The following is a 16,253-nucleotide window of genomic DNA, read 5'->3' on the forward strand; positions in this document are numbered from 1 at the left end:
ATTCAGCCTTGTATTAAGACGATTCATTAATTCGAGTAACTTATCAATAAAGGCAATTATTTTGATAAATATCACAAAAAGTCCCAAAGAAATAAAGCGAGCTAAACGCTCGCTTTATTTATGCCGCATTTTTTAAAGTTTTGTTATCACTAAAATATCGGTTGTAAACAGCACCTAAGGAGGCTGTACTTGCGAAACGATCATAGTTAAATGTTGCTAGAGCCTCTTCGGCAGAGGCGGAAAGCTTGTTGGTACCATTTACATAAATCGTCACTACCCCCTCCTTCAGTCCTGAAAGATCTAAATCAGTTGTCCATGAGTCTGAAAGCACGGTAGCCATGCCTGTGGCTTCTGTACCATCAGCGTCGACTGCTTTAATATCTATGAACTCACCATCTTCAAACCGTTCACTGCTACCACTTACTGTCATGCTTTCCACTCCAGTAACATCGTTGATAACGTCTAGGTGTATTGTCGGTGTAATTGGCATGGAGTAAGCCGTGTTCTGACTACCGGTATTCCCTGATAAGTCTTGGTAGTCACGAACAACCAACCCCACATTGAGCTCCGACGTGCTTGGTACCACCACATCACCAGTCCAAACACTTGGGTCCGCGGTTGCCACTAATGAAGTGATCGTGGTACCACCTAACTCCGCCACAGCACCTTGCAATGCTTTATCGAATTCCAGCGTTACCGTCACGCTTTGGCCGATGGCTTGGTGCTCAGGCGTAAACGTCACGTTAGTCAGCGTTGGCAGAGACTGCGCCAGTGTAAAGCTCTGACTTTCACTTACTTCAATGCCCTCTGAGTTCGTCCCCGTCACCATCACGGTATAAGTGCCATTGGTTTGGTGACTCATATCCATCGCGTCACTGGTCCAATTGCCACCGGCTTGTACCGTCGCACTGCTGCTTTTCAATACCGTCGCGCTGCCTTGGGCTTTTACTTCAAGACGCAGGGACTGACCGTCAAAACGTGTCGACGTGCCTTCGAATTGTAGCGTGGCGGCATGCGCTTCATCCACATTACCCACTGGCGTAATAGCTAAGGTTGGTGTGATCGGCATGGAGTAAGCCGTGTTCTGGCTACCGGTATTCCCTGAGAAGTCTTGATAGTCACGAACAAGCAACGCCACATTCAGCTCTGACGTGTTTGGTACCACCACATCACCAGTCCAAACGCTTGGGTCCGCGGTTGCCACTAATGAGGTGATCGTCGTGCCACCTAACTCCGCCGCGGCGGACTGCAGATCTTTATCGAATTCCAGCGTTACCGTCACGCTTTGGCCGATGGCTTGGTGCTCAGGCGTAAACGTCACGTTAGTCAGCGTTGGCAGAGATTGCGCCAGTGTAAAGCTCTGACTTTCACTCACTTCAATGCCCGCTGAGTTCGTCCCCGTCACCATCACGATGTAAGTGCCATTGGTTTGATGACTCATATCAATCGCGTCACTGGTCCAAGTGCCACCGGCTTGTACTGTCGCGCTGCTGCTTTTTAGTACCGTCGCGCTGCCTTGGGCTTTCACTTCAAGACGCAGGGACTGGCCGTCAAAACGTGTCGACGTGCCTTCGAATTGTAGCGTGGCGGCAAGCGTTTCATCCACACTGCCCACCGGCGTGATGGCTAAGGTCGGCGTGATCGGCATGGAGTAAGCCGTGCTCTGGCTACCGGTATTCCCTGATAAGTCTTGGTAGTCACGAACAAGCAACGCCACATTGAGCTCCGACGTACTTGGTACCACCACATCACCAGTCCAAACGCTTGGGTCCGCGGTTGCCACTAATGAGGTGATCGTCGTGCCACCTAACTCCGCCGCGGCGGACTGCAGATCTTTATCGAATTCCAGCGTTACCGTCACGCTTTGGCCGATGGCTTGGTGCTCAGGCGTAAACGTCACGTTAGTCAGCGTTGGCAGAGATTGCGCCAGTGTAAAGCTCTGACTTTCACTCACTTCAATGCCCGCTGAGTTCGTCCCCGTCACCATCACGATGTAAGTGCCATTGGTTTGATGACTCATATCAATCGCGTCACTGGTCCAAGTGCCACCGGCTTGTACCGTTGCGCTGCTGCTTTTCAATACCGTCGCGCCGCCTTGGGCTTTCACTTCAAGACGCAGGGACTGACCATCAAAACGTGTCGACGTACCTTCAAATTGTAGCGTGGCGGCATGCGCTTCATCCACATTACCCACTGGCGTAATAGCTAAGGTTGGTGTGATCGGCATGGAGTAAGCCGTGTTCTGGCTACCGGTATTCCCTGAGAAGTCTTGGTAGTCACGAACAAGCAACGTCACATTCAGCTCTGACGTGCTTGGTACCACCACATCACCAGTCCAAACACTTGGGTCCGCGGTTGCCACTAATGAAGTGATCGTCGTGCCACCTAACTCCGCTGCGGCGGATTGCAGATCTTTATCGAATTCCAGCGTCACCGTCACGCTTTGGCCGATGGCTTGGTGCTCAGGCGTAAACGTCACGTTAGTCAGTGTTGGCAGAGATTGCGCCAGTGTAAAGCTCTGGCTTTCACTCACTTCAATACCCGCTGAGTTCGTCCCCGTCACCATCACGGTATAAGTGCCATTGGTTTGATGACTCATATCAATCGCGTCACTGGTCCAAGTGCCACCGGCTTGCACTGTCGCGCTGCTGCTTTTTAGTGCCGTCGCGCTGCCTTGGGCTTTCACTTCAAGACGCAGGGACTGGCCATCAAAACGTGTCGACGTACCTTCGAATTGTAGCTTGGTGGCATGCGTTTCATCCACATTGCCCACTGGCGTAATAGCTAAGGTTGGCGTGATCGGCAATTCGTGAGCGGTGTTATCCTCACCTATGTTGCCAGTCAAATCTTTAAACTGACTAACAACCAAGTCGACACTTAACAGCGCGGTGCTCGGAACTTGTACATCACCAACCCAGACCTTTTTATCTACCGTTGCTGATAGAGAACTAATGCGATTGCCGCCAAGCGTAGCGGTCGCCTCTTGGAGCTCTTTATCAAACTCAAGCGAGACACTCACGCTTTGCCCCACGCTCTGATGCTCGGGGTTAAATGTCACATTGGTCAGTTTTGGTAAGGTTCCTTCAACCGCGATACTTAAGCTGCTTCCTTTTCCAGAAATTGTGTTGGTACTTTGATAGCTATTGTCTTCTACCTGAATAGTGATATTTTTATCTTGTTTTTCTGGGCTGACATAGTTAACCGTCCACGTAATATTGTCTGAAGTCGACCAAGTATCTTGTTTTAACGTTCCTGTTACACCGCTATCACTAGCGACAAGATGGACATCTGAGATATCAAAGTTCGTAACTTCTTCTGTAAAGTTAAACGCAAGCGTAATCTCTTCGCGTCCAAAAAGAGGGGCGCTTGAGGCGGTAGAGATACTTAGCCCGGGAACGGTTGCCGCTTCCACATGCGCGTCAATAGAACTTTCACTCTTGTTATCCACCTTGTCTGTTGCTGCCACCGTGATCGTATGATCGCCTTTCGGTAACAAATAGCTTATGACATAAGGCCCCGCTTCGGTTGTCGGCTCAGTAATCGCTTGAGGAGCCACTGTGCTACCACCACTCACCGCTTTTGACGTGACGAGATTTAAATTTTTATCTGTAATGTATGCACTAATTTCTAGTTGATACTTATCGTTTGTCGGCACCTTAGAGGTTTGATTAGCACTTAAGCCCGAAATACTTGGAGCGTCATAATCAACAATAGACTCGATCACTTGTCCATCATAACTTTTGCCTAGTAATTCAAAGCTTGTATTCTCTCTTCCAACTGAGTCCGTCACCGTCACCTTAAGGGTATATGCCCCTTGGTTATCGACGGCAAAGTTCATCATTCCATTACCACTAGATGAGATAACATCACCTGAGTAACGCAAGGAATCACCGAGGCTTGGAATAAGCTCCACAGAATATTGTGAAGCTTTCACTCTTTCTCCTTCCATCGTAGATACCGTAAACGGCTGGCTCGCCTTGGTTAAAAACAGTTTCCCACCCTGCAAACTCGTAATTCCATCGAAATCAATCGTGACTTTAGGAACACTAATATCAATGACTTTTCTGATATCAGAATACAGTCCGACGCTATCTGTCGCTTTGATATCAACCGTGATTGAACCACGCCCCTCTAACTGAGATTTTGATAGTTCAAAGTACGTAGATGAACCATTCCCATCCTCTACTCTTTCTTCTTGATAACTCGGGTTTAAAACCGAGTAGTTTACTTTTGTGAGGCTGCTACCAGTGTCCGTTATGTCAAAACGAAAACGAACATTATCTGGATTTGTTGGCGATTCGGTTACGATTATCTCATCGCCAACACTTGGAGGTGTGTTGTCAACTTTAATATCAACGTTCGCTTCACCGACTCTCGACCACACATCCGTTGCAGTAATCGTTGTCCTGATCGTTTTTCCATCCGCATCGCTAGGAAGTTCACTTGTAAATGTTGAACACTTGTAGGTTGGGTCATCTGCACACACCTCTAATTGTGCAAACTTCTCCGGATTATCTTTATAGTTGTAGGATTCCGTTCCAAACCTGGCCATCACATTGTCTAGTCTAGAGTTTTCATACAGCTTAATTCTGAATTTGGCGACAAGCTGCTGACCATTAATGGTTGTGTTTCCGACCGGATCAGTAATTTCAACGACTACCGAACCTTTAGGTAATTCAAGCATTAGATCGTGCTCTGGCGTCAAGTTTCCTGCTAAATCAGATAAGTTCTTGATTTTGTATTCTTGAGTTGTACTCAGGCCATCAATAATATCGGCATAGGATTCAGAATACGTACACTTGATATTTCCAACACCTTTGGCACAAGTCGTTGGTGTATAAGCTTTGTTGCCAAGATTACGAACCAACTTTGGATATTCATCTGAACTTTCGGTATTCACGCCTGATAAAGCATCATTAAAAGAGAGCTCAAATGTGAGCATCTTCTTCTTCAAAGCTTCATCAAACCAAACATCACTTCCTTTAAAACTGTATGAGTTACCATCCACGACTGTCGGTGCATCAATATCCACCATCGAGAAATTGAACTTGTTGATCGTTTCACGCCCATTTGTACCCAAGGTTTTAGTGATCAAAGTAACAGGTGCTTTGGTCATGTTTTGCCCAACATTGACACTACAACTGTAAGGTTCTTGCGATACGTTGATAACACCAGAAGTTGGTTGCTCATTAGTTGGTGGCGCATCTAGAGAGTTGTATTCTTCACGAACCCAACACTCTAACGTTTTGGCTTTGACCGCACTCAATGTAGTAAAGGTGACATCAAGAACACCATCAGATAAGTAATTTTGGAAGTCCAGCGGGCTTTCAACTGTTAGAACCACGCCTTCACGCTGTACGCTAAAGGTTTGGTTTACTTTTCCAACCTTTCGGTCTTTTTCATCAAGGTAACGAACTTTGTTATAAACCTTGATATCAAGTTCATAATTACCATCTTTGGCAATTTGTGTAGAAAGCAACGTTGCAGTCCAAGTGCCATCTGCGGTTTCTGAGAACGTAAAGTTAGTCCCGTTTTGCTCTCCAGAGAATCTATAAGTTGAGTCAATTCGATCAACGCCACTATCATCAACAATATCAAGCGTAAGTACGATATTCCCATCTTGATAGATGGTGTTGTTTGTAATTGGCGTTCCATCCGTGTAACTCATCGCCAGCGTCACCTGCGGGATTGAGTTGTACACTTTGACGGTAAAATCTTGCTCATCACTGGTTAAGGTTGTGTTGCCACGAACATCAGACCCTTTTAAACGAATCTTGTGTGTACCCGTACCTAAATCACCAAGGCTCACTTTGAGATCCTCATTGATTTTTGTACCAGGAGAGCCAGGTAATGGTTCCAGATCGCTAAACGTCCAATACTCTAGGCTTTCTCTATTTACGCCATTAATTGAAACATCACCGTTAGCATTTAGGTCTAGCGCCGTTAGGTCAAAGACATAGTTACCTAAGTAGTAGTCATTCGCATTGAAACCACTTAATCCTAATGTTGGCCCATCACGATCAAGAATAACCTTGTGCGTGTTAGAACTAGACTCAAAACCATATATATCGGTTGCTTTTACATACAATGACGTTGTTTTTTCATCTTCAGAAATGTCTATTTTATCTGTGTCACTCTTGATAAGAGACATGACAAATTCTTTAGATGAATCCGTTGGCACAATTGTCTTAATTGGCGAATCTTTACCACTTTGATACAGCGAGACTTGCTCAAGGTCTGAATCGTCTATTACGGATTTAAATCGCACATTGAACTCACGCCCTATGACATAGTTCTCTTTAGACAATGTGTCTTCAACCCAAGGCGTATTTAGGATGATTTCAGGGCCTTTGTTATCGACTTGGAAGGTAAATTTCCCTGTTGTACTAACATTGGCAGGGTAAGCGTTGTCCGTCGCAGTGACGTAAAATTCATTCCATTCATCGTAATCAAATGCTTTTGAAACCAGTTGGACTTTGACGTCAGGCTGTTCACCAACTAGGTATGGTACGTCACACGCCTCTGTTAGAGGGTCACAGCTTTCTAATGTCAGAGCCTGACCAGATCCGCGGCGCAAATCTATTTTTACGTTATTGCCAGAGCTTAACGTCCCCCAATCAATGACAGGTGCCCATTGGTTATTACCACCTAAACGGCTTTGAACCTGCTCACTTTTTACAATAGGGGCTTCAGAGTCGATACGAATATTGAATCTCGGAGCGGTGCTAGTTAACTCTGAAACGGAGTTACCTAAGTTGTCCTCTGCTGCTGCAACAACTAACCAATCTCCATCACCAGGATAAATCGTAGAGCCTTGATTTGAACAAATCTCGCCCGTACATAGTTTGACTTTAAACGCGTCTTTCGAGTTACTTGCAAAGTTTTCTGGTGTGTATGTTACTTTTTCACCGGTTTGCTGGTAGAAAACAAGGCCCCTCGAGGCAAGCTTATCACCAACAATATCCTCAACCTTGAAGGTTAATTCATGAGTATTGTTCGCATTTAAATAAATACCGTTTTCTACAGGTTTACCATCGACATCATTCGGTGGAAGGTAAGTGGCCTTAGGGAAATCGTTATCAATAAACACCGATTCTATAAACGGAGATTTACCATTGTAACCATACGCATTGCCATGTGGGTCCATAGCACTGGTCTCCACGGCAAACTCTATAATATCTTTTAGTTCACTAGACTGGGAGTTAAGGGTGAAGAAGTACTCTTTTCGATAAGCATTGCTGCTGTCTGAGTTTTCTACGATGTTGATGTCCAGTGGTATTTCAATATTTGGCTCATTGGCTTGATACCACATCGTGCTAAACTTCGGGCCGTGAGCGTCGGTTCCTACAATACCAGAAGGATCGTCTAGGACAATTTTAGAAACAACCTCGCCAGCGATATAAAGCCTATTACCAACCATCGTCTCTCTACCGCTTTCAATGGTTAATTTTGGCTGCGGCGGCAAGGTATCGATACTGCTACCCTCTGTATCAAAAATGTTCTTACCATTTAAGTCAGGATTAGCCATCGAAACATCATCAGCATAGAGCTGCGCGATATTGGTCTCAATACCGTATTTGCTCGCCATGATTTCATAATAGGATTGCGCCAGATCTTTTCGGTAAGTTTCAGCGCCAAACGTGTAAGAATCGAGCGTAACTTGACTTCCTCCTGCCCCTACACCATTTGCTTTTCCATCGTAGCTAAAATCATCGTAAATAGCAGATGCAAAATCTAATGAGTTATTTCTTGGCATTCTCTCGGCAATACTATCAATTGCTTCAACAAGGAATCGGTGTAGATAGTCATTTGATGGCTTGTCTGGAATCGCTTTAGTTGTAAGCATTTCATTGGTTGCATAAGACACAACCGTTGGGTCAAACCCAAAGAATGAGTTGTTATTCGTACCTGATAACGCGTAGCGCACATCATCAAGAATTTGAATCGCACGTTCTGAAGTTTTCTCTCCCGCTGTCACTTGATCCCACTGGAAATCAAACAAACCAGTCTGATATGTCGATAGTTCAGTAATATAGTAAGTTTGAGAACCTTTGAGCTTAAAATACACACCAATATTGGCCTTGTTTAAGTCAACCGTTACTTTCTTGGTCCCTGGGTCTCTTTTCCATTGGTAATAATATGGCTCACTGCCTTCGATACCAATTAAACGAACACGCATGAAATCATAATTCACTACGTCAGTTGTGGTTTCACAGCTCGCTACGTCAAGAGCCATGGACTGGTCACTTTCCAGTTGCTGGATAGTGGTACAACTTGCAAGTGAAGTGAATTCACCACTTGGGCTCAACCCTTCAAGTTGAGCTCGCGCACCAATAAATGGTGTCACCACTTTTATGGTTGGTAGGTCAAAGCTACTTCTAAAATATACTTCTCTTGGAGTGCTTTCGTTATCAGACTCATCGACGGTTTGAATGACTAACTTTTGACTACTGTTTTCTGATACCGATTTAAAGCTGTCACCAAAAATATCTCTTACAAAAGGAATGTAATAGATGACATCCTCTACTCGCCCATTGCTATCTAACAGCGTTTCGTGCGGAATTTTTGCGATGTAATCGTCATCGGATGCGGTTGTGTCAATAACTTGCTGAAGTGAGTAGTTGTTATCGTTGTTTTGGCTTACGTAGTACTTGACGACGAGCTTAAGCTTATTAGCGTTGGAGCCTAAAACCGTATCGGTGTTTACGTCTGAAACTTTCACACGAACATAAGGGATTTTATTCTCTTTCAATAAATTAGCGTTGAAGTTACTAAAATCTATCCCTTTTAATGAGTTCTTAATCCCTAAACTTGCGTACGCATAATCAATCTTCAGGAAATCGCGGCTTGCTTGAACATTGTCTGGGGTGTACGTATCTTGAGAGTAGATACCATCGTAAGTGGTTCGTTCACCATCTAAACCCACATTTACGTACGTCATTGACGTACCTTCAGGATAGGTTATCGTCTGTGCTGGCGCTTGATCGTCACGACTTACTGCATGCTGCGCAGAGCCCGTATTGCCTTTGCTATCCCTCGCTCGAACCTCAAAGACCGTCGTAGATAGGAATTCATCAGTTGGGTAAGCCTTACTAAACTCACAAGCATTTCCAGACTCTACAGTGACAGGAGAACATGTGACGCCCTCATGTAAGCCATCTTTAAATGAAATACTGACCGAACTAATCTCTTGCGAGCTTTCTTTTACAACCCCTTTCAGAACGTATTCTTTAAGTTGGTTATTAATTGCACTCGCCGATGTAATATCGATAACAGGCGCATCGTTATCCCATTCAAAGTTGATATGAAGACCCGAATGGCTGCCTGGAATTAACTCATTACCCAGTACATCCGCTGTATATAAGACTAACCGTGCTGCTGTTACGTTTGAGAGCCCTGTGGCAGGGTTCATATCTACACTATCGATCTCTTTGGTATTAATGTTAACTTTAACGTTGGTCTCTCGAAGGCCAACTTCAAAATCATCAAATTCAACCGAACAGAATGTGCTTCCAAAATCTTGTATGTCGTTACATTGAAATTCACCAGACCAAGAGCCATTAATCTGATACTGAATAAAGGCGGATACGTCTTCTACACCGATATCATCAACAATTTTTAGATCAACTTTATCGGTGCCAGCAAGTACATCACGGTCAATGCGTGTCACGATAGGCGCTGTGGTATCGATCTCCGTCCCATCTCGCGGTGGAATGACGCCATCTGTACTGCCATATGTACCTAAGTCATTAAGCTTCTTACTAAAGTCGACATAGTCGGCAGCATCAGTACCAGAAATATTGATACTTGGGTCGTTTACCACGATCAAAACGTGCTGAGATAAGTCACGTGTGTAAACGTCGCTGTTTATCTTTTTCTGTCCAAAGCTGAGGGGAGTCACTGCTCCTGAAGTCTGGCTCACTTCAAGACCATCAAGAACACCATCTGCAATAACATCCCGATATTGGATGTCAGCGAAGTGCATCGAAGTGTAGACGTTATCGCTGTTGCCGTATTTTTTTACAAGATCGTAAGAGTAAGACGAGTATGCTGTTAATAAAGCGCCGTATTGATGCCCAGTACTAGCAAAACTGCTTTGCCCACCTTTGGTAATATCAATAGGTTTGGTCTCATTTACGTCAAAACCATACATGCTATTGATACTATCCAAAGCAGTTGAAAAGGCACTCTCATCTGTGGCCCCCTGGGAAATTTTGTACTTTGCCAAGCCTGCTGCCAAGTTCGACAGCGGAGTAAGCATTAACTTTTGCTCACTCCCCTCTTTAAAGTTCACAACACCTTCAAATTTAAGTGTCTTCGCATTGCTCACAGATACCGTTTCATTTGTAAACGGATCGGTATAACTCCCCTCTTTTGCAACAACAAAAAGAGGCATTGACGACGATTCAAACTCTAGCAGATAGTTTCCGAAGGCATCAGACGTCGTGTTAGCCAACTTCCGACCTAAGTTTCCATTTTTGAACTCGAAAACCTCAATCTTGGCGCCATTGACTGGGGCGTCAAACACCATACCGGAAATGCTTCCTTTGCTTCTAGCTGGAGGTGTGTTGTCTCCTCCATCACCACCACCACATGCACTCAATAAAAGAGATGTAAGCGTAAGACCTAATGTTAATTTCAGCGTATTTTTAGCGAACATAGTAATTTGGCAAAATATATTTTTCCGAGATTATATTATTGAAAAATATTTTCTCAACGTGACATTAACACCAACAAAATAGGCATAAACACCAAGCCAACCGTCACTTTGACTGAATTATTAAAATTATTTTTACATCCTATAATTATTAACTTAGTTAAAACAGAGGAATTACTCATGCTTTAATGCTAGTTTTTATTTAAAATATTATACTCTACGCACAACTGTCAGTATTGATAAACCAACAAAACTAATGACTATTTTAATAATAAAAAGGAGTGTGCAAGCTCCTACCGTAGCCCTTATCACTACTGCGTTAATCATATTGATTAGCGTATCGCTTTCTCACTACTTCCTCACTCCTGTGGATAGGCTACCTACCATCAAGCCTTTAGAATTCGAAAGTGAGAATGTGCAGTCATCAATTAAAAAGAAGACTCGTAGGCAAAAAATCACTACCGGTGTTGTTGAATACTCTTTTGTCGCTTCATTATTAAAATCAGGAGTGAGTCAAAAAGAGATCAACTTGCTATTAGCACTTATCAAAAGCAAGTTTAATATTATTGACTCTATTAAAAGAGGTGATAACTTTATCTTAAGAACTAAATTAAATAGTAAAAATGAAACTTACATTAGTTCTTTTTACTATTTAGGCAGTAAAACTGATTTATTTATTATCAATGATGGTCACGGTAACGTATTTGATGAGCATGGTGTGTCGATAAATAATCAATTCATGTTTTCTTCACCCTTTGATAAAAACTACAGAGTGAGCTCTGACTATGACTTAAAGCGAACACATCCAGTGACCAATATAACGACTCCGCACTTAGGCACTGATTATGCCACACCTGTAGGTACACCGATTCGTAGTATTGCCGATGGCATCGTTTTAAAGTCCCGCTACAACCGTTTTGCAGGCAACTACATTAATATCCGCCACACAAATGGCTCTGTATCACGCTACCTACACTTATCTCAGCGCAACGTCCATGTTGGTGAGAAGATCAGCCGAGGACAAGTGATAGGGAAAACGGGTAACACAGGAAGAACAACAGGGCCGCATTTACATCTTGAACTGCACATCAATGGTGTTCCGGTTGATTACGAGCGATACATTCAAAGGCACCCAAACACTGACGTAAATATAGAAATGCTGATTGCAGCGAGAAAAGAAAAAGCAGAGTTAACAGCGGAATGGCAACGGTATGAGCAGTCAAATAGGTAACAACATCCACTTCGATTCGTGTATTCTTCATTTATCTGAAGCGAGTCCTCGTAACCCTCTGAGCGCTTCGTAGTCTGTCGCACTAACCAATTTCAGGATCAAAAAGAGCCGCTACATGCGGCTCTTAATAATTATAGTTTCCCGATATTCCATCGGTTTCCCCTTTACCAAACACGTTGTCCTCTTGTTCTTGAACGCAAGTGGTACGCGCCATTATCATATTCACATAAAAAATCAATAAAAGAATAAAATGATTACTCATTGTATTGGTTAGATATTTAATACAAAGAGGCCCAACAATGGCCTCTTTCTGATTTTTTAAATGGTGACGTTGTCATGATACTGAATGGTTTCTATCATATTCAGCGCTTGCCTTTCTCAGCCCTTCTAAATCGTCTGAACATAAAAATCTCTTCAGGCTGTCGATTTTCTTATCAGGCCAATCATATATCCTAAGAGCAAGCAGTTCGTCTATCGTCTCTCGAGAAAAGCGATATTTGACATGCTTAGCTGGTGAACCCGCAACCATGCTGTAAGGCTCAACATCTTTCGTCACCACACTGTTTGCCGCAACGATTGCTCCTTCTCCGATAGTCACACCCGGCATTATCATGGATCGCATACCGAGCCAGGCGCCATCGCCAATATGAGTATCTCCTTTCCCGACGTACGCTTCTTCAATAAAGTCCATAAATGGGTACAAGGAGAACCAATCTGCTCTATGTGTACTGTTTCCCCCCATAACAATCACAACTTCCGCTGCAATACAGACAAAGTCACCTATATGTAACTTATCAATCTTCCATTTTGGTTCCCAATCTCGGCTGAACTCATCGCCTTGTAGATATCTTACAACAGACTCTTCAAAACCGGCGTCCCAACAATCACTGTAATAACTATGTTTACCTTTAATCGTTATATTTGGGTTCGTAACAACTTCATGTAGCAAAGTCACCTTAGACCAATGCTTAGTTTTCATGAATACTCCTATAAATACTATCTAATAAAACACTGTAGATAGTATGAATCTAAATAAACTCTAATAATTACGTAGTTCCTATTACCACTAAAATTCACTTCACCACTGAGCTAATAATATGGTAAGCAGCCTCTACTCTTTCGGCATTAGGGTAGTTTTTATTCGCTAGAATCACTATGCCTATTTTTTCAGAGGGTACATACGCGACATATGCCCCAAAGCCACCTGTTGAGCCCGTTTTGTTATACCAAATGTCTCGACCGAGAGTACCGGATTCACTTGCTTGAACCGGTTTAGCGTTGAGAATTACGTCGCTGGAGTTACCTTTCAATAATTGTGAAAGTGAGACGGGATAATCATAACCTTCCCACCCTACTGCTTGCGTAAATGTATCGGTATTAAAATACTTAATGTGAGTTTGCTCTAGCGCATTCTCCATATCATTATTCAGTTGCGCTTGCCCCATATTTGCTTCGATATATTGAAGCATATCTGAGCTCGTTGATTTAATACCATAGGCTTGCGCATCAAGAATACCTGGATTAACTCTAACGGGGTTTCCCTCAGAACTATAACCAAAAGCATAGTTATTAAGCTTATCCTTTGGTACATCGACAAAGGTATTGGTCATACCGAGCTCAGGCAGGATGACGGTTTCCATCATTTCCGTATAGTCTGACTTCATACTCAAGGCACCGATGTAGCCAAATAGACCAATACTAGGGTTTGAGTACTTCCTCTTAGTACCGGCTTCGTACTCCGGTTTCCACGTTTTGTAGTACTGCATCATTTCAGCGTCGTTCGTTACTTCGCTAGGAAATTGCAATGGTAGACCACCCGCAGTGTAGGTGGCGACATGAACTAGCTTGGTATTACCCAGAGCACTATTCTCTAATTCTGGAATATAATCTTTGACCTTGTCATCCATGTCTAGCTTACCTTTTTCTTGGGCATACCCAGTCAAAGTAGCGGCAAAAGTTTTACTGATAGAACCGAGTTCAAAAATTGTGTCGTTGGTGACTAAACTCCCCTTACTTTCGTCAGCAAAACCGTAATTGTAAAAATAACGCTTGCCATCAATCGTTACTGCAACAGCCAACCCCGGAATGTCGTATTCGTTTATTAATCCTTTAGCGCAATCATCAACTACGCTCTTTAATTGACTGCTAACCGTTAACTCCGTTTTCGCAAACGTGACGAAAGAAGTGAGCGATAAAATGGCCAGCAAGGCATTGTTTAACTTCATTGAACCCTCAATTTTTTAATTTTAACTTATAATTAATTTCTAGTTTATTCCAAGGCTTTTAACTTTTTATATAAAAGTAATCCTGACTTGAAGAACTCCAATCGTTAACCCTCGATGAATAACACTGTGTCTTCAAATTTTTAGTGCGATATAAACAGGTCTAAACCTGATCACCGTTGATAGGTAGGCCGGTTAGATACGAATGTAAGTAACATCCGTTTCCAAAATGGGGAAATAGTGTACTCATTACGCTTTCTCCATATCACGATAACGGTATACTAGGTAGATATACTTGGTATATACAGATCCACATCCTCACAACGCTTTAGAACCACTTTTCAACGTCTACAGAGAAAACGATGCCATCTTCACTACACTTCGAAACTGGAAAAGTCACCAGCCAACAGCTTTATTCCGAGATATACCAAGGGATATTAGAAGGCAGATTACGATCAAATGAGAGATTACCGTCAACCCGCATGCTGTCGAAAAAGTTAGGCATAGCAAGAAACACTGTCATTTCGGTGTATGAGCGACTTCAGTTCGAGGGGTGGATAGTAAAAAAGGCAGGGTCTGGCACGTACGTAAGTAATGCTCTAGAACAAACGATGGATCAAGATAAGAGACCAATAAAACACTACCAACTAGGGGTGTTTGGCACTAACGCAGCGAAGAAGCCAGAGATCATCGCACCAAAGAATCTAGACTATGACTTCACTTTAGGCGTTCCTGATCATCAGAGAATAGCAAAGCATATTTGGCGACACTCAAGACTGAGTAGGCTCAATGCATTAACTCCAGAGTTTGCACATGGTGGTGATTTGCAAGGGTTAGCTTGTTTACGAGAGTCTATCTGCGAGTATGTGAGACACTCGAGAGGCGTAATCTGTGACCCTGAAGACATCATCATTACGCAAGGGTGCCAGCAGGCAATAATGACGACTCTCCTTACATTACTCTCTCCCGGGGATCTCGTGTCGACGGAAGATCCAGGATATCCTGTTTTTCGAAATCAAGCTCGATTACTTGGCGCGCAAATAGGCTCCGTGCCGATGGACGACCAAGGTGTTGTCGTTGAATCAATCCCTTCTAATACCAAAATTATTTATACAACGCCTAGTCATCAGTTCCCTTTAGGCTTTAGCTACTCAGTTGAAAGGAAGTTAGAACTGCTGAGATGGGCAGAAGTTAATAACGCAATCATTATCGAAGATGATTATGATGCGGAATATCACTACCTCAATACCAGTAAGCAAGCTCTCAAGTCACAAGATAAAAATGACTACGTCATTATGGTAGGCAGTTTCTCTAAAATACTATTTCCCGGCATACGCATTGGCTATATGATTCCACCAAAGTCTTTAATGGAGCCAATTTCAAATATGTTGTGGCACTTGGGAAGAAGTACATCTGTAGTGTCTCAAATCCTACTTGACGAATTCATGCGTGACGGTCATTTCTCTCACCATTTACTCAATATGAATAAAATCTATAGCGAAAGGTACCATAAACTCACTCAATTAATTGACAACGTAGATTGCTTACAACGTATTCCAAGCCAAGGTGGATTGCATATAGCAGCTGAAGTATCGGGATGCGCGACACAAATGATGAATAAACTGGCTTCATCAAATGTAGCGGTTTATCCATCATCGCATTTTTCTATCAACAATCATTCTAATGCCCTCTTATTTGGGTTTGGCATTATCCCTATCCAAAAAATAGAAACAGCATTTGATATTATTCAATCAGTATTGGATTAAAGCAGATATAAAATTATCGTTTTGCTCGGTATCAATTTATCGTCTTGTTATCACCAGCAGAGTCAGGGGCAACTGCGAACTTGGAACGCTTTTCAACCAAATAAGAGTTCACTACGAATTGTGTCGCTCTAACCCGCTTGGTTTGGCTTCAGCCCCAACACTATATTTCTTCAACTGTAGACGCACTAGGTTCAAGTAAAGCGACGTATCACGCTGACACTTTCAGCGCCACCAGCAACCCTATTGCGTAAATCATCTTCTTTTAAGTTCACATCGAGCATTCAATGAACCTTATTTTTCTAATATCGAACAGTAAGTTCTGCTTAACACTCTATCAAAACACTATCTTTCGCTAGATGTTAAAGAAGAAAAGACTT

At 43.1% G+C, this 16,253-nt stretch carries 5 protein-coding genes; 2 read left to right on the forward strand and 3 right to left on the reverse strand.

Annotated features, from left to right (window positions below; genetic code table 11):
- Window positions 1-118 precede the first annotated feature (118 nt).
- Window positions 119-10,660 carry a tandem large repeat gene (locus R7041_RS08275; RefSeq protein WP_262652437.1) on the reverse strand — a complete coding sequence of 3,514 codons (10,542 nt, stop codon included), beginning with the start codon at window positions 10,658-10,660 and terminating at the stop codon, window positions 119-121.
- A 253-nt stretch (window positions 10,661-10,913) separates the two neighbouring features.
- Between R7041_RS08275 and R7041_RS08280 the strand changes: the two genes are divergently transcribed.
- Entirely contained in the window at window positions 10,914-11,888 is a 975-nt protein-coding gene (locus R7041_RS08280; RefSeq protein WP_064369344.1) for a M23 family metallopeptidase, read from the forward strand.
- A 334-nt stretch (window positions 11,889-12,222) separates the two neighbouring features.
- Here R7041_RS08280 and R7041_RS08285 read toward each other — a convergent pair whose 3' ends face one another.
- On the reverse strand, window positions 12,223-12,867 hold the full coding sequence (locus R7041_RS08285) for a CatB-related O-acetyltransferase (protein WP_017635780.1): 645 nt from the start codon (window positions 12,865-12,867) through the stop codon (window positions 12,223-12,225).
- Between the two features lie 94 nt (window positions 12,868-12,961).
- The gene (ampC, locus tag R7041_RS08290) at window positions 12,962-14,113 is read right to left on the reverse strand and encodes a class C beta-lactamase (protein ID WP_064369345.1); all 1,152 of its coding nucleotides are present in this window, start codon (window positions 14,111-14,113) and stop codon (window positions 12,962-12,964) included.
- 359 nt (window positions 14,114-14,472) lie between these two features.
- Between ampC and R7041_RS08295 the strand changes: the two genes are divergently transcribed.
- The gene (locus R7041_RS08295; protein ID WP_064369346.1) at window positions 14,473-15,876 is read left to right on the forward strand and encodes a PLP-dependent aminotransferase family protein; all 1,404 of its coding nucleotides are present in this window, start codon (window positions 14,473-14,475) and stop codon (window positions 15,874-15,876) included.
- The last annotated feature ends 377 nt before the right edge of the window (window positions 15,877-16,253 follow it).

It is taken from the genome of Vibrio sp. 1751 (assembly GCF_033339895.1).
Taxonomy (GTDB): domain Bacteria; phylum Pseudomonadota; class Gammaproteobacteria; order Enterobacterales; family Vibrionaceae; genus Vibrio; species Vibrio alginolyticus.

Bases quoted from the DNA above. Each gene is read 5' to 3' on its own strand.
- R7041_RS08295 (WP_064369346.1), top strand. From the start codon at position 14,473: ATGCCATCTTCACTACACTTCGAAACTGGAAAAGTCACCAGCCAACAG.
- ampC (WP_064369345.1), bottom strand. From the start codon at position 14,113: ATGAAGTTAAACAATGCCTTGCTGGCCATTTTATCGCTCACTTCTTTC.
- R7041_RS08280 (WP_064369344.1), top strand. From the start codon at position 10,914: ATGACTATTTTAATAATAAAAAGGAGTGTGCAAGCTCCTACCGTAGCC.
- R7041_RS08285 (WP_017635780.1), bottom strand. From the start codon at position 12,867: ATGAAAACTAAGCATTGGTCTAAGGTGACTTTGCTACATGAAGTTGTT.
- R7041_RS08275 (WP_262652437.1), bottom strand. From the start codon at position 10,660: ATGTTCGCTAAAAATACGCTGAAATTAACATTAGGTCTTACGCTTACA.